General features: G+C 58.1%; 24 protein-coding genes and 1 tRNA gene. 10 read left to right on the top strand and 15 right to left on the bottom strand.

Translation table 11 applies throughout. The features are described from left to right. Positions 1 to 75: 75 nt before the first annotated feature. Positions 76 to 798 (top strand): amidotransferase, encoded by a 723-nt coding sequence (locus tag QOL84_RS10285; RefSeq protein ID WP_283437147.1) that lies wholly within the window; start codon positions 76 to 78, stop codon positions 796 to 798. Between the two features lie 60 nt (positions 799 to 858). On the opposite strand, the gene QOL84_RS10280 is transcribed toward QOL84_RS10285, so the two are convergent. The 3 genes from QOL84_RS10280 to QOL84_RS10270 form a co-directional block, all read right to left on the bottom strand. Continuing rightward, on the bottom strand, positions 859 to 1,830 hold the full coding sequence (locus QOL84_RS10280) for a magnesium and cobalt transport protein CorA (RefSeq protein ID WP_283437146.1): 972 nt from the start codon (positions 1,828 to 1,830) through the stop codon (positions 859 to 861). Between the two features lie 134 nt (positions 1,831 to 1,964). Further along, complete coding sequence (locus QOL84_RS10275) at positions 1,965 to 2,687, bottom strand: 1-acylglycerol-3-phosphate O-acyltransferase (RefSeq protein WP_129391345.1); 723 nt, start codon at positions 2,685 to 2,687, stop codon at positions 1,965 to 1,967. 216 nt (positions 2,688 to 2,903) lie between these two features. Continuing rightward, the gene (locus QOL84_RS10270; RefSeq protein ID WP_283437145.1) at positions 2,904 to 3,593 is read right to left on the bottom strand and encodes a crotonase/enoyl-CoA hydratase family protein; all 690 of its coding nucleotides are present in this window, start codon (positions 3,591 to 3,593) and stop codon (positions 2,904 to 2,906) included. 295 nt (positions 3,594 to 3,888) lie between these two features. Here QOL84_RS10270 and QOL84_RS10265 point away from each other — a divergent pair. After that, positions 3,889 to 3,978: transfer RNA gene (locus QOL84_RS10265), tRNA-Ser, on the top strand. Positions 3,979 to 4,120: 142 nt separating this feature from the next. Further along, positions 4,121 to 4,441 (top strand): YbjQ family protein, encoded by a 321-nt coding sequence (locus tag QOL84_RS10260; protein ID WP_129391348.1) that lies wholly within the window; start codon positions 4,121 to 4,123, stop codon positions 4,439 to 4,441. Positions 4,442 to 4,500: 59 nt separating this feature from the next. Here the strand turns inward: QOL84_RS10260 and QOL84_RS10255 are convergent, their stop codons facing one another. Next, positions 4,501 to 4,785, bottom strand: coding sequence for a hypothetical protein (locus QOL84_RS10255; RefSeq protein ID WP_283437144.1), 285 nt, complete (start codon positions 4,783 to 4,785; stop codon positions 4,501 to 4,503). A gap of 239 nt (positions 4,786 to 5,024) precedes the next feature. Here QOL84_RS10255 and QOL84_RS10250 point away from each other — a divergent pair, with 239 nt between their 5' ends. From QOL84_RS10250 to QOL84_RS10235, 4 genes are all read left to right on the top strand, one after another. After that, positions 5,025 to 5,213 carry a hypothetical protein gene (locus QOL84_RS10250; RefSeq protein WP_129391353.1) on the top strand — a complete coding sequence of 63 codons (189 nt, stop codon included), beginning with the start codon at positions 5,025 to 5,027 and terminating at the stop codon, positions 5,211 to 5,213. A gap of 323 nt (positions 5,214 to 5,536) precedes the next feature. Continuing rightward, a complete protein-coding gene (locus QOL84_RS10245) occupies positions 5,537 to 5,908 on the top strand; it encodes a bacteriocin (RefSeq protein ID WP_129391356.1) in 372 nt (123 codons plus the stop codon). Positions 5,909 to 6,046: 138 nt separating this feature from the next. Continuing rightward, positions 6,047 to 6,466, top strand: coding sequence for a YMGG-like glycine zipper-containing protein (locus QOL84_RS10240; protein WP_283437143.1), 420 nt, complete (start codon positions 6,047 to 6,049; stop codon positions 6,464 to 6,466). 122 nt (positions 6,467 to 6,588) lie between these two features. Then, the gene (locus QOL84_RS10235) at positions 6,589 to 6,750 is read left to right on the top strand and encodes a hypothetical protein (protein ID WP_283437142.1); all 162 of its coding nucleotides are present in this window, start codon (positions 6,589 to 6,591) and stop codon (positions 6,748 to 6,750) included. A 92-nt stretch (positions 6,751 to 6,842) separates the two neighbouring features. On the opposite strand, the gene QOL84_RS10230 is transcribed toward QOL84_RS10235, so the two are convergent. From QOL84_RS10230 to QOL84_RS10220, 3 genes are all read right to left on the bottom strand, one after another. Next, a complete protein-coding gene (locus QOL84_RS10230) occupies positions 6,843 to 7,232 on the bottom strand; it encodes a hypothetical protein (protein ID WP_129391362.1) in 390 nt (129 codons plus the stop codon). 71 nt (positions 7,233 to 7,303) lie between these two features. Then, the gene (locus tag QOL84_RS10225; RefSeq protein WP_129391365.1) at positions 7,304 to 7,696 is read right to left on the bottom strand and encodes a hypothetical protein; all 393 of its coding nucleotides are present in this window, start codon (positions 7,694 to 7,696) and stop codon (positions 7,304 to 7,306) included. Positions 7,697 to 7,698: 2 nt separating this feature from the next. Next, positions 7,699 to 12,543 carry an RHS repeat-associated core domain-containing protein gene (locus QOL84_RS10220; protein WP_283437141.1) on the bottom strand — a complete coding sequence of 1,615 codons (4,845 nt, stop codon included), beginning with the start codon at positions 12,541 to 12,543 and terminating at the stop codon, positions 7,699 to 7,701. A gap of 247 nt (positions 12,544 to 12,790) precedes the next feature. Here QOL84_RS10220 and QOL84_RS10215 point away from each other — a divergent pair, with 247 nt between their 5' ends. Further along, positions 12,791 to 13,486, top strand: a complete 696-nt coding sequence (locus tag QOL84_RS10215) for an HAD-IA family hydrolase (RefSeq protein WP_129391371.1) — start codon at positions 12,791 to 12,793, stop codon at positions 13,484 to 13,486. A 68-nt stretch (positions 13,487 to 13,554) separates the two neighbouring features. Here QOL84_RS10215 and QOL84_RS10210 read toward each other — a convergent pair whose 3' ends face one another. Further along, positions 13,555 to 14,301 carry a 3-oxoacyl-ACP reductase family protein gene (locus QOL84_RS10210; protein WP_283437140.1) on the bottom strand — a complete coding sequence of 249 codons (747 nt, stop codon included), beginning with the start codon at positions 14,299 to 14,301 and terminating at the stop codon, positions 13,555 to 13,557. Between the two features lie 125 nt (positions 14,302 to 14,426). Between QOL84_RS10210 and QOL84_RS10205 the strand changes: the two genes are divergently transcribed. Beyond that, on the top strand, positions 14,427 to 15,353 hold the full coding sequence (locus tag QOL84_RS10205) for a LysR family transcriptional regulator (RefSeq protein ID WP_283437139.1): 927 nt from the start codon (positions 14,427 to 14,429) through the stop codon (positions 15,351 to 15,353). 132 nt (positions 15,354 to 15,485) lie between these two features. Here the strand turns inward: QOL84_RS10205 and QOL84_RS10200 are convergent, their stop codons facing one another. The 3 genes from QOL84_RS10200 to QOL84_RS10190 all read right to left on the bottom strand — a co-directional run bounded on the left by QOL84_RS10200 (position 15,486) and on the right by QOL84_RS10190 (position 19,076). Then, positions 15,486 to 16,214: an aspartate/glutamate racemase family protein gene (locus QOL84_RS10200; RefSeq protein WP_064116940.1), complete on the bottom strand. Its 729-nt coding sequence runs from the start codon at positions 16,212 to 16,214 to the stop codon at positions 15,486 to 15,488. Between the two features lie 55 nt (positions 16,215 to 16,269). Continuing rightward, the gene (locus QOL84_RS10195; RefSeq protein ID WP_283437138.1) at positions 16,270 to 17,808 is read right to left on the bottom strand and encodes an NCS1 family nucleobase:cation symporter-1; all 1,539 of its coding nucleotides are present in this window, start codon (positions 17,806 to 17,808) and stop codon (positions 16,270 to 16,272) included. A gap of 527 nt (positions 17,809 to 18,335) precedes the next feature. Beyond that, positions 18,336 to 19,076 (bottom strand): phosphoadenylyl-sulfate reductase, encoded by a 741-nt coding sequence (locus QOL84_RS10190; RefSeq protein WP_129391383.1) that lies wholly within the window; start codon positions 19,074 to 19,076, stop codon positions 18,336 to 18,338. Between the two features lie 163 nt (positions 19,077 to 19,239). Here QOL84_RS10190 and thrH point away from each other — a divergent pair, with 163 nt between their 5' ends. Further along, complete coding sequence (gene thrH / locus QOL84_RS10185) at positions 19,240 to 19,857, top strand: bifunctional phosphoserine phosphatase/homoserine phosphotransferase ThrH (protein WP_283437137.1); 618 nt, start codon at positions 19,240 to 19,242, stop codon at positions 19,855 to 19,857. Between the two features lie 132 nt (positions 19,858 to 19,989). Here the strand turns inward: thrH and pabB are convergent, their stop codons facing one another. The 4 genes from pabB to rloA all read right to left on the bottom strand — a co-directional run bounded on the left by pabB (position 19,990) and on the right by rloA (position 24,622). Beyond that, positions 19,990 to 21,333 carry an aminodeoxychorismate synthase component I gene (gene pabB, locus QOL84_RS10180; protein ID WP_283437136.1) on the bottom strand — a complete coding sequence of 448 codons (1,344 nt, stop codon included), beginning with the start codon at positions 21,331 to 21,333 and terminating at the stop codon, positions 19,990 to 19,992. A 225-nt stretch (positions 21,334 to 21,558) separates the two neighbouring features. After that, complete coding sequence (locus tag QOL84_RS10175) at positions 21,559 to 22,545, bottom strand: alpha-L-glutamate ligase-like protein (protein WP_129391389.1); 987 nt, start codon at positions 22,543 to 22,545, stop codon at positions 21,559 to 21,561. Next, entirely contained in the window at positions 22,545 to 24,080 is a 1,536-nt protein-coding gene (gene rloB / locus QOL84_RS10170) for an osmotic stress tolerance membrane protein RloB (RefSeq protein WP_129391393.1), read from the bottom strand. Before rloB ends, QOL84_RS10175 begins: the two co-directional genes overlap by 1 nt. A 5-nt stretch (positions 24,081 to 24,085) precedes the next feature. Next, positions 24,086 to 24,622: a retropepsin-like aspartic peptidase RloA gene (rloA, locus tag QOL84_RS10165; RefSeq protein WP_008081000.1), complete on the bottom strand. Its 537-nt coding sequence runs from the start codon at positions 24,620 to 24,622 to the stop codon at positions 24,086 to 24,088. Positions 24,623 to 24,630 lie beyond the last annotated feature (8 nt).

Raw genomic sequence — 24,630 nt, 5'->3', positions numbered from 1 at the left:
GGGCTTGCCTTGTCAGGGTGTTTCAAGGCAGGCTCTGGGGTGTTCATTATTCCCATCACGTGTCAGGTATTTTTTATGTCGCTACGCATCTGCATTCTGGAAACCGACATCCTGCGTCCGGAACTGGTCGATCAATATCAGGGTTACGGGCAGATGTTTCAGCGCCTGTTCTCGCAGCAACCGATTGCCGCCGAGTTCACCGTGTACAACGTGATGCAGGGCGAATACCCGAACGATGAGCTGACTTTCGACGCGTACCTGGTCACCGGCAGCAAGGCCGATTCGTTCGGCACTGATCCGTGGATCCAGACCCTCAAGGAATATCTGCTCAGCCGTTACGAGCGTGGCGACAAACTGCTCGGCGTTTGTTTCGGCCATCAACTGCTGGCATTGCTGCTCGGCGGCAAGAGCGAGCGTGCGACACAGGGCTGGGGCGTCGGCACCCACAACTACAAACTCGCGGCCAAGGCGCCGTGGATGAGCCCGGTGCGTGAAGAGCTGACGTTGCTGATCAGCCATCAGGATCAGGTGACTGCGCTGCCGGAAAACGCCACGGTGATTGCTTCCAGCGATTTCTGCCCGTTTGCCGCTTACCACATCAATGATCAGGTGCTGTGCTTCCAGGGCCATCCGGAATTCATCCACGATTATTCGCGGGCGCTGCTGGATCTGCGTCAGGAAGCGCTGGGTTCGCAGATTTACAGCAAGGGCGTGGCCAGTCTGGAGCAGGAGCACCATGGTGCAACGGTTGCGGAGTGGATGATGCGGTTTGTGGCGCAAAAGCCTGAGGCTGCTTGATAGCAGAGCGAAAGATCGCAGCCTTCGGCAGCTCCTACGGAAAGCTGCGATCTTTTGCTTTTACAACCACCCGGACTTCTTGAAACTCGCCCACAAACTCACGCACCCCACCGCAATAAACCCCAGCACCCCGAAATAGCCGTAGTGCCAACTGAGTTCCGGCATGTTCTGGAAGTTCATCCCGTAAATCCCCGCCACCGCCGTCGGAAACGCCAGAATCGCTGCCCATGCCGCGAACTTGCGCTGCACCACACTCTGCCGTGACGCCTCCAGCAACACACCGATCTCGATGGTCTGACTGGCAATGTCGGCCAGCGTGCTGAGGTCTTCCATCTGCCGCGTCACGTGAATCTGCACATCACGGAAGTACGGGCGCATGTTCTTGTCGATAAACGGGAAACTCAGTTTCTGCAATTCCTCGCCGATCTCCACCATCGGCGCGGCATACCGGCGCAGGCGCACGACATCCCGACGCAAACCGTGCAGCCGCTGGATGTCATGCTCGTTGAGGGCACTGCACAGGACGTTGCGCTCCAGTTCATCGATCTCGGCATGGATCGCTTCGCCCACCGGCTGGTAGTTCTCGATGACGAAATCCAGCAGCGCATAGAGAACGAAGTCCTCGCCATGTTCCAGCAGCAGTGGACGCGCCTCACAGCGTTGACGGACATGAGCGTAGGACGCCGAGTGACCGTTACGCGCGGTAATGATGTAGCCCTTGCCCGCGAAGATGTGGGTTTCGATGAACTGCAGAATCCCATGTTCGCGGATCGGCGAGTAGGTCACGATAAACAAAGCGTCGCCAAAGGTTTCCAGCTTCGGTCGACTGTGTTTTTCCAGGGCATCTTCGATGGCCAGTTCGTGCAGGTTGAACTGGCGTTGCAGGTTGGACAGTTCCTGCGCGCTCGGCTCTTCGAGGCCGATCCAGACAAAGTGGCCGGTTTTCGCGGCCCAGGCTGCGCCTTCATCGAGGGTGATATTGGTGACTTTCTTACCCGCGCTGTACACCGCAGCAGCAACAACTCGACCCATGGTGGTGGTTCACTTCTTCTTGGCAGATGACAGGGAATACAAGACATCAGCTTAGCCGTGTCGCTGCTTGAGAGTCAGTGAAATCTCTACAGTTCAGCGGGCAAAAGAAAACCCGCACAAGGCGGGTTTGTTTTTCATGCAGCTTGGAGCTGCCGATCCATCGATTCGATGCACTCGCGCATCTGCTCGCGGCACTGATTGATCAGCATGGGCATGTCATCCATGGTCAATCCGGCTGTAGGAATCGCCGGCAGCGAGCGTATGAGGATTTTCCCGCTGCGCCAGCGATTCAGGCGCATGTGTTTGATGTAGCTGCTGACACACACCGGAACGATCGGCACACCGGCGGCAATCGCCATCTGGAACGCGCCTTTCTTGAACGGCAGCAAATCTTCGCCGAGGTTGCGCGTGCCTTCCGGGAACACCCAGATCGAGGTCTCTTCGTTCTGCAAGGTGTTGGTGGTGGTGAGCATCGACTGGCGCGCCTTGTGCGCGTTGCCACGGTCGATCAATACATTGCCGGCGAGCCAGAACAACTGCCCGAACAGCGGCACCCATTTCAGGCTCTTCTTGCCGATACACACAGTGCGACGCGGCACCACATTCCCGAACACAAACAGATCGTAGTTGGACTGATGGTTAGCGATGATCACGCAGCTGTCTGGCTTGTTGATCAAACCACTGACGTCGGACTTGACCCGCAGACGCAGAATGCACATGGCCGGCAAAGCGTAGAGGCGAGCGCACAGACGGCTATTGTCCGGATTGAACGGGCGGCATATCCCGAGGATTACCCCGAGTACTCCTGCCAGAATAAAGTGCAGGCCCATCAATAACATACGAAACACGAACAGCATTTTCAGGCCCCACCGGGACAAAAGGTGGCGCAGTGTACGGATGTGCACTGTTTTCGGCAATTGCCGCTATAGAGTGCGGAGATAGGCGATGTTTAAGCGCATGTTTCCGAAATCATGCTCAGACCTGTCCTAGAGCCGTCGCTGCCTTTTAAATCGAGCGCGCAAGAAAAAGCCCGACACGACGGTCGGGCTTTCTTTATTGCCAGGATCGAGCGATCAGCCCAAGTGCTCCTGATCCTGGATGATCGCGTTATCCAGGGTTTCCAGCAGCGCTTTACGTACCTTCAGCTTGGTGTTCTTGTGCGCGAGCATGTTGATCTTCTTTAGCTGACGCGCAGCGGCGAGGGCGGCACCTTGCAGCTCTTCGGCAGCCACGACCTTGTCGAGGAAACCGGCATCGACAGCGCTCTGCGGATCAAACATCTCGCCGTTGATCACCGAACGGTGGAACGCCGAACGGCGCAGACGATCACGCGCCAGCTCGATACCGGCGTGGTGCATGGTCATGCCGATCTGCACTTCGTTCAGACCAATGCTGAACGGGCCGTCGACGCCGATGCGGTAATCGGCGGACAGTAGGAGGAAAGCACCTTTGGCCACAGCATGACCCGGGCAAGCAACAATTACCGGGAACGGGTGAGAGAGCAGGCGACGCGCCAGGGTCGACCCCGCGGTCACCAGCGCCACGGCTTCTTTAGGGCCGGCGGTCATCACTTTCAGGTCATAGCCGCCAGACAGAATCCCCGGCTGACCGGTAATGATCACGATGGCACGATCAGTCACCGCCTGATCCAGCGCCGCATTGAAAGCCGCAATCACGTCCGGGGAAATGGCATTGACCTTGCCGTTGCTCAAGGTCAGGGTCGCGATACCGTCTTCGAGGTGGTAGGAAATCAACTCACTCATGACGCTATTCCTTATTAGAAAGATGGGCAGACGTTACCCACCGACGCCAGCCAGGTAAAGCGCCGTGACTGACCCGTCAGTCACCGTTTCTCGCCTCACCCGGCGCAACACGCCATTCTGCTTCTATATAGAAGGGGCGCCGTCACCAGAGATTGGCCGGTTTGCCATGGCCCGTCGGCGGGCCAAACGACTTTTTCTCTTAACCGCATGAAAATCTTAAAAAAAAGTTTGCCATCGGAAAAGCTTTCGACTACATTAGCGCGCCTCGACAGACAGAACATGTTTGAAGAGATACGGTGAAGTGTCCGAGTGGCTTAAGGAGCACGCCTGGAAAGTGTGTATACAGGAAACTGTATCGAGAGTTCGAATCTCTCCTTCACCGCCACATTCAGTACACAAAACCCCTGATTTCGAAAGAAGTCAGGGGTTTTGTGGTTTCTGGCGTCTGGAATTTATCAGGCGGCGGATCGGAATAGCGTTGAGCATTACAATCAGCGCTTTTATTCATCAGTAAAAGGACGACCGCCATGATCATCTCGACGACTCAATCCATTGAGGGGCGCCAGATCACCGCTTACCTGGACATTGTCAGTGCCGAGTCGGTGCAAGGGGTTAACGTGATCCGCGATATGTTCGCCGGCATGCGCGACTTTTTTGGTGGGCGTTCGCAGACGCTGGAGCGGGCGTTGAAGGAGGCGCGGATTCAGGCGACGGATGAAATCAAGGAGCGGGCGCGTGCGTTGCAGGCGGATGCGGTGGTCGGGGTGGATTTCGAGATCAGCATGCCCGCAGGCAAGGGCGGCATGGTTGTGGTGTTTGCTACCGGCACTGCGGTGAAGTTGCGCTAGTTTCGGCCTTCATGCGAGTGAGCCCACTCAGCAGTTGAATGGGCTCTTTTTGTTGCGGATCAGCCCTGCGGCTTGAGTATCACGTTGCCTTTGCCGTCATAGGTCAGTGGTGTATCGATGGCGACGAGAGGCGGTGTGTCAGAAGGTGGGTTGGGTTCGACTGGCTTACTGGGATGGTAAATGACCCCAGGTTGCAGAACCGGCGTATCCGGCCCCGGTAATTTGATGGTGATTTCACCGGAAGCGATCTTTTCCTTGAGTTTTTCCGCCCCGGCTTTGCCGGCTGCGATCTGTTCGTCCGTGAGTTTTACGACGGGCATATTGGGGAATCCGTTGATTTGCATGTTCTTTCCTTGAGATTCATTTGTATGAAAATGGGCAACGGCCTGTCTCCGGAACTCTTTAGCGGTGTAGGACCAAAGGCACTTCACCGCGTTGAATTTTTGTAGGCCATTCGTCGGGCGTCAGACGATCTGAACCACAAGTCCAGGAATGACCGGCTAGTCTCAAAAGCCTTGGAGGTCGATATTTTTCAGGCAAAAGGGTTTTTGCCGGTGTTGACCGATGGCGAAGGGGCGAAGGTATGACTGATCCGTATATCGAAGACGATGGCGCTGAATTTTCCTTCAACAATTGCGTGCGCTGCGGCCAGACCGAATATCAGGCAGGTTTTGGCGAGGATCCGGTGCAGACCGGCAAGATCAAGTCGACGGCACCGAAAGGGCCGAAGGCGAAATTTTTACCCAAGGTCACCACGCGGGCCAGAAAGTGAGTTTTCAATGAACAACCCCGTCAATGAACGGGGTTTACGTCCGTACGCTCAGCACGGAAATGTCCTACAAGTGGTAGGCAAGGTGCGAAGGGTTTTCACAAACTTTTCACGTCCAGCGCAGTAGGGTGAAGCCATCCGTTAGAAAGCAAGTCTCCAGCCCGTCTCCCCAGCGGGCTTTTTTTTGCCTGCGATAAAACCTTTTGCAGAATCGCTGTCCAATCGGCGCCGAGTGCGCGGAACTCATTGTTTTCGTCTGGACTTTTGCGCCACGACGGCATTAAATCCCGGCCCTTTTTGTCATCCCAATTTTTGAGGTTTTCTTCATGCGTTTAACTCTGCCTGCTCTGGTTCTGGGGCTTCTGGTGACTCAAGGTGCAATGGCTGCCGGTGATGGCACCGCCGCGCTGGGCGGTGGCCTGGGTGGCGCGCTGGGTAACGTGCTCGGTCAGAAAATGGGCGGCAGCACCGGTGCGGCAGTGGGTGCCGGTGTTGCGGGCGCGGCGGGCAGCGCACTGACGGCACGCAAGGGCAGCCGAACTAAAGCGGCCATCGGCGGCGGTGTCGGTGCAGCCGGTGGTTCGGTGATCGGCAACAGCCTCGGCGGCAAGACCGGCGCCACCATTGGTGCAGGCCTCGGCGGTGCCGCTGGCGGCGCAGTGGGCAGCAACCTGGCCAAAGGTCACAAGCGTCACTGAGACTGATCGTCTTGCAGGAAAAAGCCCGGCTCGATGCCGGGCTTTTTCATTGCTGAACGTTTTTCCCGCTGGCGTCTCCAATCTCACATAGGCCCTTGTTTGGGCGGATTGTCCCGATTCGGGAACTGTGAGGTTCATATGCGATTGTCATTATCTGCACTGTTTTTCGGATTGCTGGTGGCACAGGGCGCGATGGCGGCCGGGGATGGTTCGGCAGCCGTGGGCGGTGGACTGGGTGGCGTACTGGGCAACGTGGTCGGCGGCCAACTCGGCGGTAGCACCGGCGCGGCGGTCGGTGCCGGTGTGGGTGGCGCGGCCGGCGGTGCAGTCGGGGCGAATAAGAACAATCGCACCGAAGCCGCGATTGGCGGTGGCCTCGGCGCCGCAGGTGGCTCAGTGGTCGGCAATAGCCTCGGCGGATCAACCGGTTCGGCAGTCGGTGCAGGGTTGGGCGGCGCGGCGGGTGGTGCGGTCGGTAATAACCTGGGGGGCGATGGTGGGTCGCACTCGGGCGGTGGCCACAAGCACAAGAACAAACATAAAAACCGCCATCATTGATGGAGGTTCGAACAGAAATCCGGCTTTTTGCCGGGTTTTTTGTATTTGCGGGTCAGACACTGGAACGATTGGCTGTAGGGCTTTTCGAACGTCATACACGTCCCTGAATGATGAGGTTTGCCATGACTCCCGAAACCGAAGGCAAGGAAGAAAAAGGCCCGAGCGGGCTACCGTTTATCAATGATCCGGGGAATGAGGATCCGGGGTCGTTGATGGATGATGCGACGGTGCCGTTGAATGATTCGGATGAGGCGGATATTGAGTATGAAGAGGATGAGCAGTGACCAATTTGCTTGGCTGGTCGCGATCCGATCCTTCAGGATCGGATATCATGGTTGTGCGAAAGAATATGGATTTCCATTTTTATCAGGTTTCATTAGTTGGCTAGAGAATTTGCCCAAGCGAGGTAGAATGCTTTTTGAATTTTAATATCATTTGTTAAGTTGCAGTCGTCATAGTCGAAAATACGGACAATGTCCTCTCCATTTTTTCCCATTTGAAGCTCGTAGGCGACGAGCCCGTTTGACATCTGGGAACTCATGCTGGATGGATGCACGTTGATTTTTGCGCCTTTGCACAGGAATGTAAACTCTGGGAAGTCCAATCTCAACTCACCTAAACAACCGTAAAGATTGTAAGAGGTATAGCTTTTTGTAAGGCCGTTTTTTCTAGTAAATATGAGAATTGTATTTCTACTATCAATATCGATGATGGCGGTTTCTAAACCGTTTGGGGTGAGGAATTTTATTTCTATCGATTTGATCATTTTTGTCTTTATTTAATTAGTATTTGTGTTTTGGAAGAAGGTGTCGGGTAGTCGGTTAGGGGGCTGGCATCTTATTTTTGCAATGATTTTATCCATTGATTGTAGTAATTTTGTTGGTCTTTTAAATCTTTAGATAAATTTTCTTCCTCGTAATCAAATATCTGCACTATATCGTCTCGAGTGGCAGGAATTCCTGGTTTCAAATCATACGCAATGGCGCCGCCGCTCATTTGTGAGCACATTCTTGACGGGGTTACATTTAGTTTTGCACCTTTACAAAGAAATAGAATTTCTGGATGTTCGTGTCTGATTTTTGCTAGACATAAATACAGGTCATTCGCTTTGTATGTCTTAATAAAACCATTGAGCATGGAAAATACTATCAATCCTTTTGTGTCGTCATAATTCAGACTTGCCTGTTCTTTAATACCATTCCTGATGATGGTTATTTTGGCGTGTTCCATTGTCATTCTCTATTAGGGTTAGGGATTGAATAACCAACGTAGCTACCATCTTTTTTTAATGGAGTTACTCCCAGGATGTCAGAGGTGTGAATGCTCCCGGGAATCGCTATTTCTGTTTCGTCGGCGAAAGGTACTAGTTTTCCGAGTTTTTTATTTACGTCGATACCTAGCAATTTTCTAAGTGTGTATAGATAGCCTTTCCTGGTTCCATTCTTTGTGCCGAAATCAATTGCAGTTATTTTTGATGGTGAAGTACTTATAAAGTAGCTTGGTGGGTTGTCGCTGTCCATTGCGTGAAGTAAAAGATCTATGCTTTCGCCTTTGCTTTTGAATCCGTTTGCAAAGATGTCCTCGGGGCCCTTGCGATCTCCACGATAAAGGTATTCTTTTTTCGGTTGAGTAGATGGTAGATGAGGCTCTCCCTTATCGACCTTAACTTCATCACTTCCACCCGGCACTGCACAACCCGGCTTCTTCGGCGGAGGACAATTGGAATTCAACCCCAACGGATCCACCCACCCCGTCGGATTCGGCACGTACTGGTACTGATTCAACCCCCCAGCCAACTTGATGGGATCCGGCGTCAGATACCGTCCCAACCGCGGGTCGTAATACCGGTGCCGGTTGTAATGCAGCCCACTCTCCGCATCGAAATACTGCCCCTGAAACCGCAGCGGCTGATCGAGGTATTCCGCCGCCGCCAGGCTCAGCGCAGCGACTTTGCCGTAGGCGTCGTACTGCGCTGACCAGACAATCTCGCCGCTGTAATCGGTCAGCTCCAGCGGTGTTCCCAAATGGTCGAGTTGGTAATAAAACGGGCAGGCCTTTTTCGGGCCTTTGCCGTCGAGCAGGGCCAGCGGGCGGAAGGTGCCGGGTTCGTAGACGTAGCTGCGGTATTCGTTTTGGCTGCTTTCGGCGACGAGGTTGTCGCCCTGCCAGAAGAACTCCGTGGTGACGCCGTTGACGGTTTTGCTGATGCGTCGGCCTAAGGCGTCGTACCTGTACGAGGCGGTTTGGCCGTCCGGACGGGTCAGGCCGATCAGGCGGTGCTGGCTGTCGTAGCGGTATTCGCTGACGAGTTTTTGCGCGGTGCCACGGCGTTCGCGGATCAGGTTGCCGAAGGCGTCGTAGTCGTAATGGCGGTCGCCCTGCATCAGCAGGTGGTTGCCCTTGATCTGGCTCGGGCCGGGGCGATCCTGCATCAACAGGTTGCCGGCCGGGTCGTGAGCGAAGGACTCCGGCAGTTCGTCGCGCGAGTGGCGGACGCGGATCAAGCGGTCGAGGTTGTCGTAGCCGTAGGTGCGTTGGCCGTGGCGGGTGTCGGCGATGTGTTCCAGGTTGCCGTTGGCGCTGTAGGCATAGTCGCGGCGATACAGCGCATCGTGCGAATGTCCTACGGCATGGGCCAATAATCTTCCCTGATCGTCGTAGGCATATTCGCTGAGCAGCAGACCTTGCTGGCGTTGTTGTTCACGGCCGGACTGAAAGACGTGCGTGGTCAGTTGCGCACCGTTGAGGTCGATGCCGGTCAGCGCGCCGCCCTTGGCGTAGTGGTAATCGAGTTTGCTGTTGTCCGGCAGGCGCAGGCGTTTGAGCTGACCGCAGGCATCGTAGCTGTAGCGCAACGTGCCCCAGCCCTGATGCTCGGTAATCAGTCGATCCTGGCGGTCATATTCAAAAGCCAGCGGATGCTTCTGGCCGTCATCGACAGCGATCAAACGACCGAGGCGGTCGTATTGATAGCTGACCTTGATCCCGTCGGGCAGGGTTTTGACCAGCAGGCGTCCGGCGCTATCGCGTGCATACGCGGTGACTAACCGCGAGTCGTCATCACCAAACTCGGTTTTTTCGAGCAGGTGCCCATTGAGGTCATAGGCATACGCCGTGCGCCGCCCATCAAAACCGGTCTCTTGGCGGATCAACCCGGTCGGCGTGTAATCCAGCCGGTACTTTTCCCCGGACTCGTTCTCTATTTCGGTGAGCAACAACCGCGCATGGTCGTAGCGGTATTGCACCTGCGTGCCATCGGCATTGATCCGCCGCGAGACCAGGTGCAAATCGTCGTCATATTCATATCGGGTGATGCGTCCGAGTTCATCACGCTCGGCAGTCACCTGACCGTAGGCGCCGTAGCTGTAAGCCCGAGTGGCGCCGCCCGCCAACGTCGTCTGAACCAGTCGCCCCGCCGCATCCCACTGCTGACGCGTCAGCGCACCGTGTTCATCAACCGTGGTAGTCCGCCGCCCCAACGCATCGTAGGAAAAGCGCCGCACACCACCGTCAGGCAGGGTTTCTTCAATGAGTTGGCCAAGCTCATTCCACGCCAGTCGATGCCGGCTGCTGTCCGGGTAGCGGATCGACAGCAATTGCCCGCGAACGTCGTAGTAGTAATGGGTGACCTTGCCGTCAGGATCGACCGCTTCGGTGACATCGCCCTCGGCATTGCGCCGATAAATCCACACCGCATCGCCACGTGAACGCCGGTAGAGGAAACCGTTGCGATACTCGTAGGACGTTGGCTCATCTTGCGCAGGAAGCAGCGCAATCAGCCGTCCGATCTCGTCGTAGCGGTATTCGGTAACAGCGCCTAAAGCGTCCTGCTCGGCGATCAAACGTCCGGCCGCGTCATAGGCCTTGAGCTGCTCGCCGCCGTCGGCTTCGACCTTGCGCACCAAGCGCGCGCGGTCGTCGTGGACGTAAACCTCTTCGGTGCCATCGACGTAATGCACCGCGACGCTGCCGTTGTCGTCCCAGACATAGCGCGTGTCCATCTGCGAAAACGACGCCCAGTGCCGCACGCAACGCGCCGATGTCCCCGCGCGCTCCCACGCCCAGAAGAAACTCGCGCCGCCGGCCAGTTGCCGTTGCAGAATGACGTTGGCGTCGTCGTAGTCGTAACGCTCGCTGTCGCCGACCGCATTGCTCGCGGCCAACAAACGCTGACGGGCGTCGTAGCAATAGCTGACGAGGTTTTGCTCAGTCGTCCATTCGCCGCCCTGAAAACTCTGGTAATCCAGCGCAATCAACTGCGCCCGGTCATAGCGCAGCAACAGCGCGCGACCTGCGCCGTTATCCAGGCGACTGATACGATCCTGACGATCCCGTCTAACGTGCAGACGATTGCCATAAACATCGCTGATCGCCGTCAGCCGACCCGCGCGAAAGTGATAAAACCGCGCCGAATCCCCCGCCAGCGCCAGAATCAGTTCCTCCGGTTCATCCCCAAGAAAAATCGCTGCCCGCGACAGACTGTTGTGAATCGCCGGACGCTCGATGTTCGGCAACGGAAACCGCGTCCGGCGGTTCTCATGATCGATCCAGACGACAAAATCGCCCTCGAACACCAACCGATGCGCCAGCGAATGGCTCCAGCCAAAGCCCAGGCCAACGTCGATTTCCACCGCGCTGCTGCGATACAAACGGCTGAACTCGAACGGCAGCCGCCCATCGAGCACCGCATCGGTCAGGGTCAGCAACTCCTCGCCGGTGACCATCGACACCGGACAGCCGTTGGTGCAGGTCAGTAGCGCGCAATCGGCGCTGTCACCGTTGGGGTTTTTTGCTTGATCGGGGGAGTCGTCGTGATGCTCATGGCGTTGCAGGGCAGCCATGTTGCGAGTCTTGTCGCGCGCAACGGGCGCCGGATTCGGCACCGTCAAAACCAACGAATCAGCCTGACGAATGTTCAACGGAATTGATGGCGTCGGTTTCAACTCGACATCACGCGCATTGACCACCAGCGGCTTCAGCACGCTCGCGTGTCTGCTCAGCTCGGGCGCCGAGTTCAGTTCCGCCAAGCGCAACGCCGAAGCCGCGAGCCATTCCCGCGCTCGTGGCGACTTGATCTTGGCCAATACCTTGCTGCTCAAGCGCATCTGCACGCCGACGCCGCCGCACACACGCATCAACAGAAAACTGATCAGCAGTTCGACGCGAACTTCGGCCACCACTTCCGCCAGATACTGCGGCGGCAGCATCTTCAGCCAACTGGTAAATGCCGCCAGATGAATGAACAGCAGCGGCTCATCACTGAGCATCAGCAGCGCGTTGGCGATGGCTTCGCTGGAGGCTTGCAGCAGCGCCGTCAGTTCAGCCGCGCTCAGGTATTCGAGGAGTTTTTCGCTGTTGGCCTGCAAGTCGGCGAGGAGGGCGAACAGCTGCTTGAGGTCATCCCAAACGCCATTCAGGACTTTCTCGAAACCGCGCCAGTCCGCCTGCTGCAACTGACCGTAACGATCAAGAAACCCGGCGCTGGAAAATTCCGCCCACTGCGGCTGAAACCCTGCCCACTCGTCGCGCAGCCAACCTTCCAGGTGGCCGAGAACTGTCTGGTAGGAGGCATACAGCGCCTGTACATGCTCAGCGGAAACATCGGGAAAGAAGGTGATGCGATAACGCTGGCCCCGATCACAGTCGGCCACTTGCAGAATGCCGCTCGGGCCGATGGTGTGGCGCAGCGGCTCGCCAAAGGTCTGGACCCCGTTGACGTCACTGAGCAGCGGTTCGAGTGTTACCGGGGTATCGCCGATCGGCACGAACTGCGCCGCCTCGAACATGTGCACCAGTGTCAACGGCCCGCTGGCCGGGCACATCACCACCGATGAACTGATCGGTTGCCGGGACTTGATCGGCGCAATGAGGCGTACGTCGTTGCCGACGCTGAACACTTGCTCGACATCGAGTGCCGTGCCGGTCCAGAACTGTTCGGCCCAGGCCTCGTAGTCGTTGAGGCACAGGCGAAACTCCTTGATCAGGGTTTCAAAATCCGGATGCCCGGGATTGAGCGCTGCAACTACCAGCAGGCCGATGCTGTTGTTCAGGGCCAGTAACCGATCGGTTTCAAGCATTCGCAGTCTCTCGCGCACATCAAAAAAGGTGCGGGGACTTTGCGGGGGATCAAAAAGGAAAGAAGTCGGGTAAGTAGGTGATGCCTGTAGGATGTTTCGCTAAATGCTCGCGAGTAGTTCATCGGCTCAACGGAGATTGCCCGTTGCCCAATGTCCTTCGCGCTCGTTATGCTGCTGAACCCTTTAATCAGATCCGCGTAGTGGCGCCGACCGTGCCGCCGGGATGTCTTTGTTAACGGATCCGATGATGAATGCACCGCTGAAGGCGTTCGGCCCGATCAAGGCCGTGATTTTCGATATGGACGGTTTGCTGCTGGACACCGAAGGCATTTACACCGAGGTCACCTCGTTGATTGCCGGGCGTTACGGGCGCACCTTCGACTGGAGCATCAAGCAGAACATCATTGGCCGTGGGGCCAACGATCTGGCGAACTACGTCGTGCAGGCGCTGGATCTGCCGATCACCGCCGAAGAGTTTCTGGTGATCCGCGAGCCGCTGATGCGCGAGCGCTTTCCCCAGGCTCAGGCGATGCCGGGTGCCGAGGAACTGATCCGCCATCTCAAGGCGCACAACATTCCAATCGCCGTGGGCACCAGCTCGTCGCGCCAATCGTTCGGGCAGAAAACCACGCTGCACCGTGACTGGTTTGCGCTGTTCGATTTCATCGTCACGGCGGACGATCCGGAGGTCGGCGCGGCGAAACCGGCGCCGGATATTTTCCTCACCGCTGCCCGACGCCTGGGCGTCGCGCCTGAAGATTGCCTGGTGTTCGAGGATTCGCCATTTGGCGTGACTGCCGCGAAAGCCGCCGGCATGACCGCAATCGCCATTCCCGACGCGGCCATGGCCGACGAGAAATACGCTCACGCTGACGGCATCCTTCGTACGCTCAAAGCGTTCATCCCGAGTGCCTGTGGTTTGCCGGCGCTGGAATGGGCTTAAACCACCGAGACAAAAAAACGCCGCCCCTCTGTTAAGGAGGGGCGGCGTTTTTCGTTCAGTCGACTCGGTCAGGCGCCGAAACCACCGTCGATGGTCAGGCTGGCACCGGTGATGTAGCCGGCTTCCGGGCCTGCCAGATAGGCAACGAAACTGGCGATTTCTTCGGCTTTACCGTAACGCCCGACGGCCATCAGCGGGATCAGGCTTTCGGCGAAGTCACCGTGGGCCGGGTTCATGTCGGTGTCGACCGGGCCGGGTTGCACGTTGTTGACGGTGATGCCGCGAGGGCCGAGGTCGCGGGCCAGGCCTTTGGTCAGGCCGACCAGCGCCGATTTGCTCATCGCATACACACCGCCGCCGGCGAAGGGCATGCGGTCGGCGTTGGTGCTGCCGATGTTGATAATGCGCGCACCTTCGCCCATGTGTTTGGCGGCTTCTTGCGAAGCGATGAAGACGCTGCGAATGTTGATCGCCACGGTCTGGTCGAAGTCTTCGAGTTTGAAGTCTTCCAGTGGTGCGACGGCCAGTACGCCAGCGTTGTTGACCAGAATGTCGACTCGGCCAAAGGCTTCGACCGTGGCGCTGACGGCGTGGCGGATGGCGGCAGCGTCGGCGCTGTCGGCCTTGATTGCCAGGGCTTTGCCGCCGTTGCCGGTGATGCTGTTCTGCAACTCTTCGGCCTTGGCGGCGGAGCTGACGTAAGTGAAGGCTACTGCTGCGCCTTCAGCGGCCAGGCGTTTGACGATGGCAGCGCCGATACCACGGGAACCGCCTTGAATCAGAGCGACTTTGCCGCTGAGGTGTTGAGTGGTCATGTTCGATCTCCAGACGTTCAAGGCAGAATGCCTTGGTATTGGTGCCGAGTATCGGCGTGGTATCGACAACTGTGTAGACCGTGATTGCTATAGTCTGTGTAAACCAGAAGTTTATAGTGGCGACCATGGAAACCTTCAGCAGCATCGAATGCTTCGTGCGCAGTGCCGAAGTCGGCAGCTTTGCCGAGGCCGCACGACGTTTAAGTCTGACCCCGGCGGCAGTCGGCAAGAGCGTGGCTAAACTTGAGATGCGGCTCGGCGTGCGGCTGTTCCAGCGTAGTACACGCAGCCTGACGCTGACGGAGGCCGGGCAACTGTTCTTGAGTCAGGTCAGCGGCAGTCTGACGACCATTCAAAATGCCGTGGCCAATCTGTCCAGTGTCGAAGGGCGTCCGGCGGGGACGCTGAAGGTCAGCATGGGCGCAGCGTTTGGCTGTCTGCACATCGTGCCGATGCTCGGTGAGTTTCTGCAGCGCTATCCCGCGATCAATCCGGACTGGCATTTCGATAATCGACAGGTCGACCTGATCGGGCAGGGTTTCGATGCGGCCATTGGTGGCGGCTTCGAACTGCCGCAAGGCGTGATCGCGCGCAAGTTGAGTCCGGCGCACCGGATATTGGTCGCGTCTTCCGACTATCTACAGGCCAATCCGCCGATCATCGAGCCGGATGACCTTAACCATCACGACGGTATTCTGATCCGCTCGCCACAAACCGGGCGCGTGCGCTCCTGGCAATTGGTCGGGCGCAATCCGCAGAATTGTCGGCCGTTGATGCTCAAGGCGCGGATGACCATGAGTGATTCCGAGGCCGCTTGCAGGACGGCGGAGCAAGGCTTGGGGATCGCGCTGGTGAGTATGCCGTTTGCAGTGGGGTATCTGCAGGCGGGGAGGTTGCAGCGGGTGTTGCCGGACTGGTTTGTCGATGATGGCAATATTTCGATTTACTACGCTGAGCATAAATTGTTGCCGGGCAAGACGCGGGCGTTTGTCGATTTTGTGATTGAGCAGTTTGCGGAGCTGGGGCTGGCGCAGCGGTTTAGTGCTATTTGAGTAGGGCTTTGGACCGCGGCGCGGCCATCGCGGGCAAGCCACGCTCCCACAGGTTCTGAGTTGTGCACATATTCTGAGTACGACACAGAACCTGTGGGAGCGTGGCTTGCCCGCGATAAACGATAACGCGGTCTACCGGGCAAACCGCCCCGGCCAGCCAATGATGTTCTTCGGTCGCGGCGTCGCATAAGTCCGCACCTTGGACGTCGACAAGCGCAAGCGCACCAGCGATTCCGCAATCGTCACCGCCGCCGTCACGCCATCCACCACCGGCACCCCGGTGCGCCGGCGAATCTGTTCATCCAGCCCGGCCATGCCGCCGCAACCGAGGCAAATCACCTCGGCTTTATCCTGCGTCACCGCCAGTTCCGCCTGCTGCACGATCGCTTCCAGCGCACGCTGCGGCTCGTGTTCCAGTTCCAGCACCGCCAAACCACTGGCCCGCACCGAAGCACAACGATCCCACAGACCGGACAGTTTCAGCCGATCCTCAATCAGTGGCACGGTGCGATCCAGCGTGGTCACCACCGAATAGGCGTGGCCGAGAAACATCGCCGTACTCGCCGCCGCATCGGTGATGTCCACCACCGGTACGTTGAGCAATTCCTGCAAGCCTTCGCGGCCATGTTCGCCGTAACCGGCCTGAATTACCGCATCGAACGGCTGATCGTAGGACATCACCCGATCCATCACGGCGATGGCGGCCAGATAGCTTTCGAAGTTGCCTTCAATCGAATCGGCGCCGAAGTACGGCGTCAAACCGACAATCTCTGTTCCGGGCGAGGCAACCGCCTGCGCCGAGCGGGCGATAGCGTCAGTGATGGATTCGGTGGTGTTGACGTTGACCACGAGAATGCGCATGGGGAAATCCTTATAGCGGGCAGTTCTGCGGCCCGAAGTCCGGGCCGCGAGGGAGTTAGTGGCAGACGTTGTCGACCGCGATGGTTTCGCCACTGACATCGGCGTAGTGCGGCTGACGCTTGGCGATGATCAGGTAGAGCATTCCGGCAATCCCGGCGCCGATCAGCCAGGAGAACGGCGAAACGCTGTGGAAACCGGGAACCAAGGCCAGGACAATGGCGATCAACGCGGCAGGAATAAACGCCGCCACCGCGCGGAAATTGACTCCGTGGCTGTAGTAATAAGCGCCGTTGGGATCTTCGCTGTAGAGCTGCGGAACGTTGACCCGACCTTTACGGATCAGCCAGTAGTCGACCATGATCACCCCGTACAACGGGCCGAGCAGGGCGCCGAGGCCGGACAGGAAGTACACAATCACCAGCGGGCTGTTGTAGAGATTCCACGGCAGGATCAACACGGCGATGGTGGCGCTGATCAGCCCGGCGCGGCGGAAGGTCAGGTACTTCGGCGCGAGGTTGCTGAGGACGAAGGCCGGAGCGACGAAGTTGGCCATGATGTTTACCGCAACGGTGACGATCAGGAACGCCAGGCAACCAAGGACCAGGAAGAACGTGTTGGGGATCGACGCAATGATCTCGGTCGGGCTTTCGATGATCCGGCCATTGATCTGAAATTGCGCGCCACACAGCAGCACGGTAATCGCGGCGAACACCAGAATATTCACCGGCAAACCCCAGAAGTTTCCTACCTTGATGGTCTTGCGGCACGGCGAAGAGCGGGCGAAGTCGCAGAAGTTGAGGATCAAAGTGCCGTAGATCGCCAGCCACAATGCGCCGCCAGCGAAGATGTTGCGCCACATCTCGCCACCGCTCAGCGGCTCGCGGATCGACCAGGCGATGGTCGCGTTGGCTTGCGTGTACATCCACGCGGCGAGGGCGGCGACGGTCAGCAGAATCACCGGACCGGCAAAGGCTTCGTAGCGGCGAACCATTTCCATGCCGTAGGCGAGGATCGCCAGTTGCACGAACCAGATCGCCACGAAACATACCCAGCCCAGCGTCGACAGGCCAAGAATCGAATTGTGATCGTATTCGGCGAAACCGGGATGCACGGCGGTGAGTAACACGCGGAATACCACCGATGCCAGATACGTCTGAATGCCGAACCAGGCGATGGCGATAACTGCCCGAATCAACGCAGGAATCTGCGCGCCGTGAATACCGAAACTGATCCGGCTGATCACCGGAAACGGCACCCCGGTTTTCTGCCCCATGTAACCGGACAGGTTCATGAAGAAGTACACCAGCGCCGCGCCGATCCCCAGTGACAACAGAATCTGCCAGCCACCCAGGCCCAAGGCGTACAGGCCGATGGCGAACGAGTAGTTGGCGATGTTGTGCACGTCGTTGGTCCACAGGGCAAAGATGCTGTATTTGCCCCAGCGCCTACCTTCGGCCTTGGTTGGCGCGAGGTCGCTGTTGTGCAGACGCGGACTGAGTTGTAACGGCTCGCTCAGACCGTCATGGGGTAACGGTTGATCGAGGGCAGAGGCGGGCAGATTCAGCGCGATGTTATTCGAGAGACTTGTACGCATTCCGGCAGGCTCCTGATGTTCAGGGCCGCGATGACTGTGCATAAGCCGTCAGGCTCGACAAATCTTCGTCGCGGCAGTGAAAGCATCACTGGTTACGGGGCATCTGCAGCCTGTACGGGATAGGGCGCTTCAGGCTTGCGGATCGAAAGTGTGGCTATGTTCTGCAGTTTTGTATACAAAACATGTATGCACTTAAGCCAGATTTGTGCCAATTATCGATCTATGCGCAGCCGCGCTCATTTCGAAAAGTTATCGAAGCGCGCTAAGTATCTGAAAATAAGTGGTTATAAATTGACCGATTGAACAGGTATTTATTTTTTGCGGGGGATTTTCACGGCGGACGGAAGCGAGGGTTTTTCAGGCGGGATGTAACTTTTCAGGGCGCGGAAACAAAAAAGTGCACACATAAATGGCACCGATGGTGACAGTCGTGTGTACACATTTTTCAAGATCAAAAGATCGCAGCCTGCGGCAGCTCCTACATGGCAATGCGATCACCTGTAGAAGCTGCCGCAGGCTGCGATCTTTTAGCTGTTGGATTTGCTGATGATGTTACCGGCATGCAACCCGCATTCTTTCTGCGTCGCTTCTTCCCACCACCAACGGCCTTCACGCTCGTGCTGGTTCGGCAGAACAGGGCGGGTGCACGGTTCGCAACCGATGCTGATGAAGCCGCGCTCATGCAGGCTGTTGTAGGGCAGCTCAAGCATGCGGATGTAACCCCAGATCTCTTCGCTGGTCATCTGCGCCAACGGGTTGAACTTGTACAGGGTGCGCTCCGGCGTGGAGAACGCGGTATCGATTTCCATCGCCGCCACGGCACTGCGGGTGCCCGGGCTCTGGTCACGGCGCTGGCCGGTGGCCCAGGCTTTGACGCCGGACAATTTGCGGCGCAGTGGTTCGATCTTGCGGATGCCGCAGCATTCGCCGTGGCCGTCCTTGTAGAAACTGAACAGGCCTTTTTCCTTCACGAACGGTTCCAGCTTCGTGTAGTCCGGCGATACCAGTTCGATGTCGATCTTGTAGTGCTCGCGCACCTGATCGATGAAACGGTAGGTCTCCGGGTGCAGGCGGCCGGTGTCGAGGCTGAATACCTTGACGTTCTTGTTGAGCTTCCAGGCCATGTCCACCAGCACCACATCCTCGGCGCCGCTGAAAGATATCCACAAGTCATCGCCGAACTCGGCAAACGCGAGTTTGAGAATGTCTTGCGCGGATTTGTTGGCATAGGTCGTGGCGAGTTCCACGACGTCGAACGTTGCACTCATCAGGGCGGCTTCCTACAGGTCGGTGGCGCTGGGCGCTCTATATGGGCCGATGGTAACAAAAAGCTGCCACGCTCGGGGCGTCCTGTGCGTTGCGCCGCCGGGATTGAGTCGCTAGAGTTCGGCCTCGCTCGACTCAAATAATCAATACAAACGGGAGTGTCTTGTGGAAATTGCTTGCCTGGATCTTGAAGGGGTGTTGGTGCCGGAAATCTGGATCGCTTTCGCCGAAAAAACCGGAATCGAATCCCTCAAGGCCACCACCCGGGACATTCCCGATTACGACGTGCTGATGAAGCAGCGTCTGCGCATCCTCGATGAGCATGGCTTGAAGCTCTCGGACATTCAGGAAGTGATCGCCACGCTGAAGCCGCTGGACGGCGCGGTGGAATTCGTCAACTGGCTGCGCGAGCGCTTTCAGGTGGTGATTCTGTCGGATACGTTCTATGAGTTCTCGCAGCCGTTGATGCGTCAGTTGGGCTTTCCGACCTTGCTGTGCCATCGGCTGATTACTGACGAAACCGGGCGGGTGACCAGCTATCAGCTGCGCCAGAAAGATCCCAAGCGCCAGTCGGTGCTGGCGTTCAAGAGTCTGTATTACCGGGTGATTGCGGCAGGGGATTCTTACAACGACACGACGATGCTGGGTGAAGCGGATGCAGGGATTCTGTTTCATGCGCCGGAGAACGTGATTCGCGAATTCCCGCAATTCCCGGCGGTGCACACCTTTGCCGATTTGAAGCAGGAATTCCTCAAAGCCTCCAGCCGCGACCTCAGCCTGTAAACCTGGCTTACCTGATGATCGTTCCCACGCCCTGCGTGGGAATGCCTCAACGGACGCTCCGCGTTCGGCTCTGGATGGGACGCGGAGCGTCCCGGGCTGCATTCCCACGCGGAGCGTGGGAACGATCATTCCTCAGAGGTTCTGCAAGGTTTCGAGAAGGATTCTGACTTTAGTGATCGACTCCTGATACTCAGCCTGCCAGTCCGAATCGGCAACAATCCCGCCGCCCCCCCAGCAGCACACCTGCCCATCCTTGACCAACAGACTGCGAATCGCGATGGAGCTGTCCATCTCGCCGCGCACATCCAGGTACAGCAACGAGCCGCAATACAGAGCGCGTCGGGTCGGCTCCAGCTCATCGATGATCTGCATCGCGCGAATCTTCGGCGCACCGGTGATCGAGCCGCCGGGGAAGCTGCCAGCAATCAAATCCAGCGCGTCGCGATCATCGGCCAATTCACCGGTGACGCTGCTGACCAGGTGATGCACGTTCGGATAGCTTTCCAGGCTGAACAACTCCGGCACCCGCACCGAGCCGATGCGGCAGGTGCGGCCGAGGTCGTTGCGCAGCAGATCAACGATCATCAGGTTTTCCGCACGATCCTTAGGACTGGCCAGCAGTTCGGCGGCGTTGGCCGCGTCTTCGGCCGGGGTCAGGCCGCGCGGGCGGGTGCCTTTGATCGGCCGGGTTTCGACCTGACGCTGGCTGACTTTGACGAAGCGTTCGGGCGACAGGCTCAACACCGCGTCGCCATCGGGCAGGCTCTGGAAACCGGAGAACGGTGTCGGGCAAGCTTCGCGCAACTTGCAGTAAGCCAGCCACGGATCGCCCTGGCACGCCGCGCGGAAGCGCTGGGCAAAGTTGACCTGATAACAATCGCCGGCCTGAATGTAATGCTGAATGCGTTCGAACGCCTGACGGTAATCGTCCGCCGAAAGATCGGCAGCCATCGGCGTGTGCAGTTTGAACGGTGTTGGCGCTTCAGCTTGCAGTTGGGTGAACAGCGTGATCAGCCGTTGTTGTTCGCTGTCGTTCACGGACGGGTGAAAGACCAGTTGGCTGGTTGACGTCTGGTGATCGCTGATCAGCGCCCAGTCGTAGAGGCCAAATCGAGCATCCGGCAATTGCAGATCATCGCGGGCCTGGCTGGGCAGGCTTTCCAGATGCCGACCGAAGTCGTAGCTCAGGTAACCGATCAAACCGCCAGCGAATGGCAGCTCGAAACCCGCTGGCAAATCAGCCTCGCCGAGGCGGCGCAGATTGTCGCGCAATCGTTGCAGGAAATGACTGCCGCTCTCGTCCGGCAACACTGCCAGTTGTTCCAGCGGCCAGGCGCTGAGCAGGTCATAACGGCCACGGTCTGCACTCGGCCGGCCGCTGTCGAGCAGCACGGCGCCGGGGGCGTTGCGGACGGCCGCGAAGTAGTCGGCGGGATTGGCGCGGTAGAGCAGCGGGTGTACGGAACAGGTCAACATGGGCGGGGCAGATCGGCCGTTGAGGCGGGGTGGGGATTGTAGTCCTCCGGGCGATTTGCTCCTAGAGGGGATGTCGGGGATTGGCAGATTGGCGGCAGGCTGAGTGGATGATCGTTCCCACGCTCTGCGTGGTAACGCTGCCATGGACGCTCTGCGTCCACTGTGACGCGGAGCGTCACGGGATGCATTCCCACGCAGAGCGTGGGAACGATCATCGGGGGGAGATCAGCCCTCGACGGCAGGAATATGCCCAAACATTTCCTGAGTAAACGCCACGCGCTCTTCAGCCGTCTCCGTCACCCCACGCGCCTTCAGCTCTTCCAGCCGCGCCTCGACGGCATGGGTACGCAACGTCAGCCCACAGTCGTTGGCGATCTGGATATTCAGCCCCGGCCGAGCATTCAGCTCGAGAATCAGCGGGCCTTTCTCTTGATCGAGCACCATGTCCACGCCGATATAACCCAACCCGCACAGCTCATAGCAGCCCGCAGCGAGTTTCATGAAACCGTCCCAGTAGGGCAGTTGCACGCCATCCACCGCGTTGGTGGTGTCGGGGTGTTTGGTGATGATGTTGTTCAGCCAGGTGCCGCGCAACGTCAGACCCGTGGCCAGATCGACACCGACGCCGATGGCGCCCTGGTGCAGGTTGGCCTTGCCGCCGGATTGCCGGGTCGGCAAACGCAGCATGGCCATTACCGGATAACCCATCAACACGATGATGCGGATGTCCGGCACGCCTTCATAACTGATGCTTTTGAAGATCTGATCCGGAGTCACCCGGTATTCGATCAGCGCGCGGTCACGGTGGCCGCCCAGGGAGTACAAGCCGGTGAGGATGCTCGAGATGTGATGCTCAAGCTCTTCGTGGTCAATGATCTTGCCCGACACCGTGCGATAGCGGCCTTCGAAGCGGTCGGCGACGACGATGATGCCGTCACCGCCAGCGCCCTGCGCCGGTTTGATCACGAAGTCGCTGCGCCCGCCGATGATCTCGCCGAGCTTGTCGATTTCCTTCTCGGTGGAGATCACGCCATACAGCTCCGGCACGTGAATGCCGGCCTCGATCGCGCGCTCCTTGGTGATGATCTTGTCATCGACGATCGGGTACAGGCTGCGCTTGTTGTACTTGAGCACGTAGTCGGCGTTACGCCGATTAATGCCCATGATGCCGCGCGCCTCCAGCGCCTTCCAGGTCTTCCAGAAACCGAACATCAGGCGTCAGCCTTCTTCAGGAAAGCCTTGAAACGCACCAGTTCGGTCAGGCGGTAGCCGCGATAACGACCCATCGCCAGCATGAAGCCGACCAGGATCAGCAGGATCGCCGGGAAGGTGAACACGAAGTACACCAGCTCCGGCACGGTCATGATCAGGTGTGCCAGGGACGCTGCGAACAGCGTGCCGATCGCGACTTTCATCGCATGGCTGGCGCCGCGTTCTTCCCAGGTAATCGACAGGCGCTCGATGGTCATGGTCAGAATCACCATCGGGAACAACGCCACGGATAAGCCGCGCTCCAGACCGAGTTTATGGCTGAACAGGCTGATCGCCGCGATCAAAACCACGACAAAGGTCAGCACCACCGAGAGTCGCGGCAGCATTTGCAGTTTCAGGTGTTCCAGATACGACCGTAATGACAGGCCCAGCGCCGTGATCACGGTAAACAGCAGAATGCCGAAGCCCAGCTGCGTTTCCCGGAAGGCGAGGGCGATCAGCACCGGGGTGAACGTGCCGAGGGTCTGCAGGCCGATCAGGTTGCGCAGGATCAGGATCACCAGCACGCCGATCGGGATCATCACCATGATCATGAACGTCTGCTGGGTCTGCAGCGGCAGGCCGTACAGCGAATATTCGAGGAAGTTGGCGTCGGTGTTCTCGTCGGTCAGCTTGGCCAGACGAATCGCGTTCATCTCGCTGTTGTTCAGGCTGAAGGTCACGTTGGCTTTCTTGCCGCCGTCGACGGTGATCAGGTTTTCATCGCCGGTCCACCACAGCAGTCGGTCGGTCGGCAGGCCTTGCTCACCGGTTTCCGGGTTGAAGTACAGCCAGTCGTTGCCGTTGAAGCTGCGCAGCCACAGTTCAGGCGTTTGCGGCTGGTCGGCGACGAGACGGATGGTGTGGACTTTTTCTACCGGGACGTGGGCGATGGACAGCAGCAGCTCGACGATTTTGGCTTTGTGCGCGGTCGACGGGTCGCCAGCCAGCAGCAGTTTGACGTTGTCATCGTTGAGGTTGTTGACGCGTTTGATCGCTTCGCCGATGAAGGTTTCAACGTCGGCCGAATGTTGGCGAATCGGCGCGAGCAGGGCTTCAGCGGCGATTTTCTCCGGGCCTTCGATGGCGATGCTGTCGCGGAAGGTCGGGCCTTTGATCTTGGTTTTTTCTGCGGTGTAGCGCTTGGTCAGCACCAGACGGTAATAAAGGGTCTGGTTGCCCTTGGCGCGACGGGCCGACCAAGTGACCTTGCGGTTGCCGTCGACGCGGTTCACGGCGACGCCGTAGTTATTCGAGATGAAGCTTTCGTTGAGGCTGACGTAATCGCGGCTCAGCGGCGGCACGAACATCTGGATCTTCACCGGATCCTTGGTGCTGGCGACGAACTCGACTTTGGCGTCGATGTTCCACAAGTCGTCGGTCGCATCTTCGGTCACCGGGATGCCGAGCACGAAAATCTGATAAGCCGTAACCGAAACGCCCAGCAACACCAGAATGGTGATCAGGATTTTCAGGTGGAAGGTTAGAGAACGCATGGAAATTACTCGGCGGTATGAGCGGCGATGGTGCAGGCGGGTTTGCCGGCAGCGTATTTAAGACTGGGATCGACCAGCGCGTCGAAGCGTTTCAGCGCTTCGGAGCCAATCAAAAGCGGGTATTGGAACGCACTTCGGTCGGTCAGGTTCACTTCGATGCTGCGCAGCGCGGTGCCCATGCAGATATCCAGCTCAATCACCGGACGGGCGGTGTACTTTTTGCCTTCTTCCGGGTCGTAATCGCCGGCGCGACGCTTGATCTTGCTGACGCGGGCCAGCGGCCGTTCGATCGGGTGCGAATGCGCAGCGTCGATGGCCAGGTAGAAGCGCACCCAGGATTCACCGTTGCGTTTGAAGCGTTTGATGTCGCGGGCACTCAGCGAGGCGGTTTTCGCGCCGGTGTCGAGTTTGGCCGCGACTTCGAGATTGATGCCGTCAAGCGAAGCGTATTCGTTGAGGCCGTACACGGTTTTTTCCCCCGCGGCGGCGAGGCCGGGCAGGCAAAACAGGGCAAAGAATGTGGGAAAAGGCTTGAGTCTCATAAATCCTG

The sequence above is a fragment of the Pseudomonas helmanticensis genome (assembly GCF_900182985.1).
Lineage (GTDB): Bacteria > Pseudomonadota > Gammaproteobacteria > Pseudomonadales > Pseudomonadaceae > Aquipseudomonas > Aquipseudomonas helmanticensis.
Note: the sequence above shows the minus strand (reverse complement) of the source record. Positions and strands in the feature narration are given on the sequence as shown.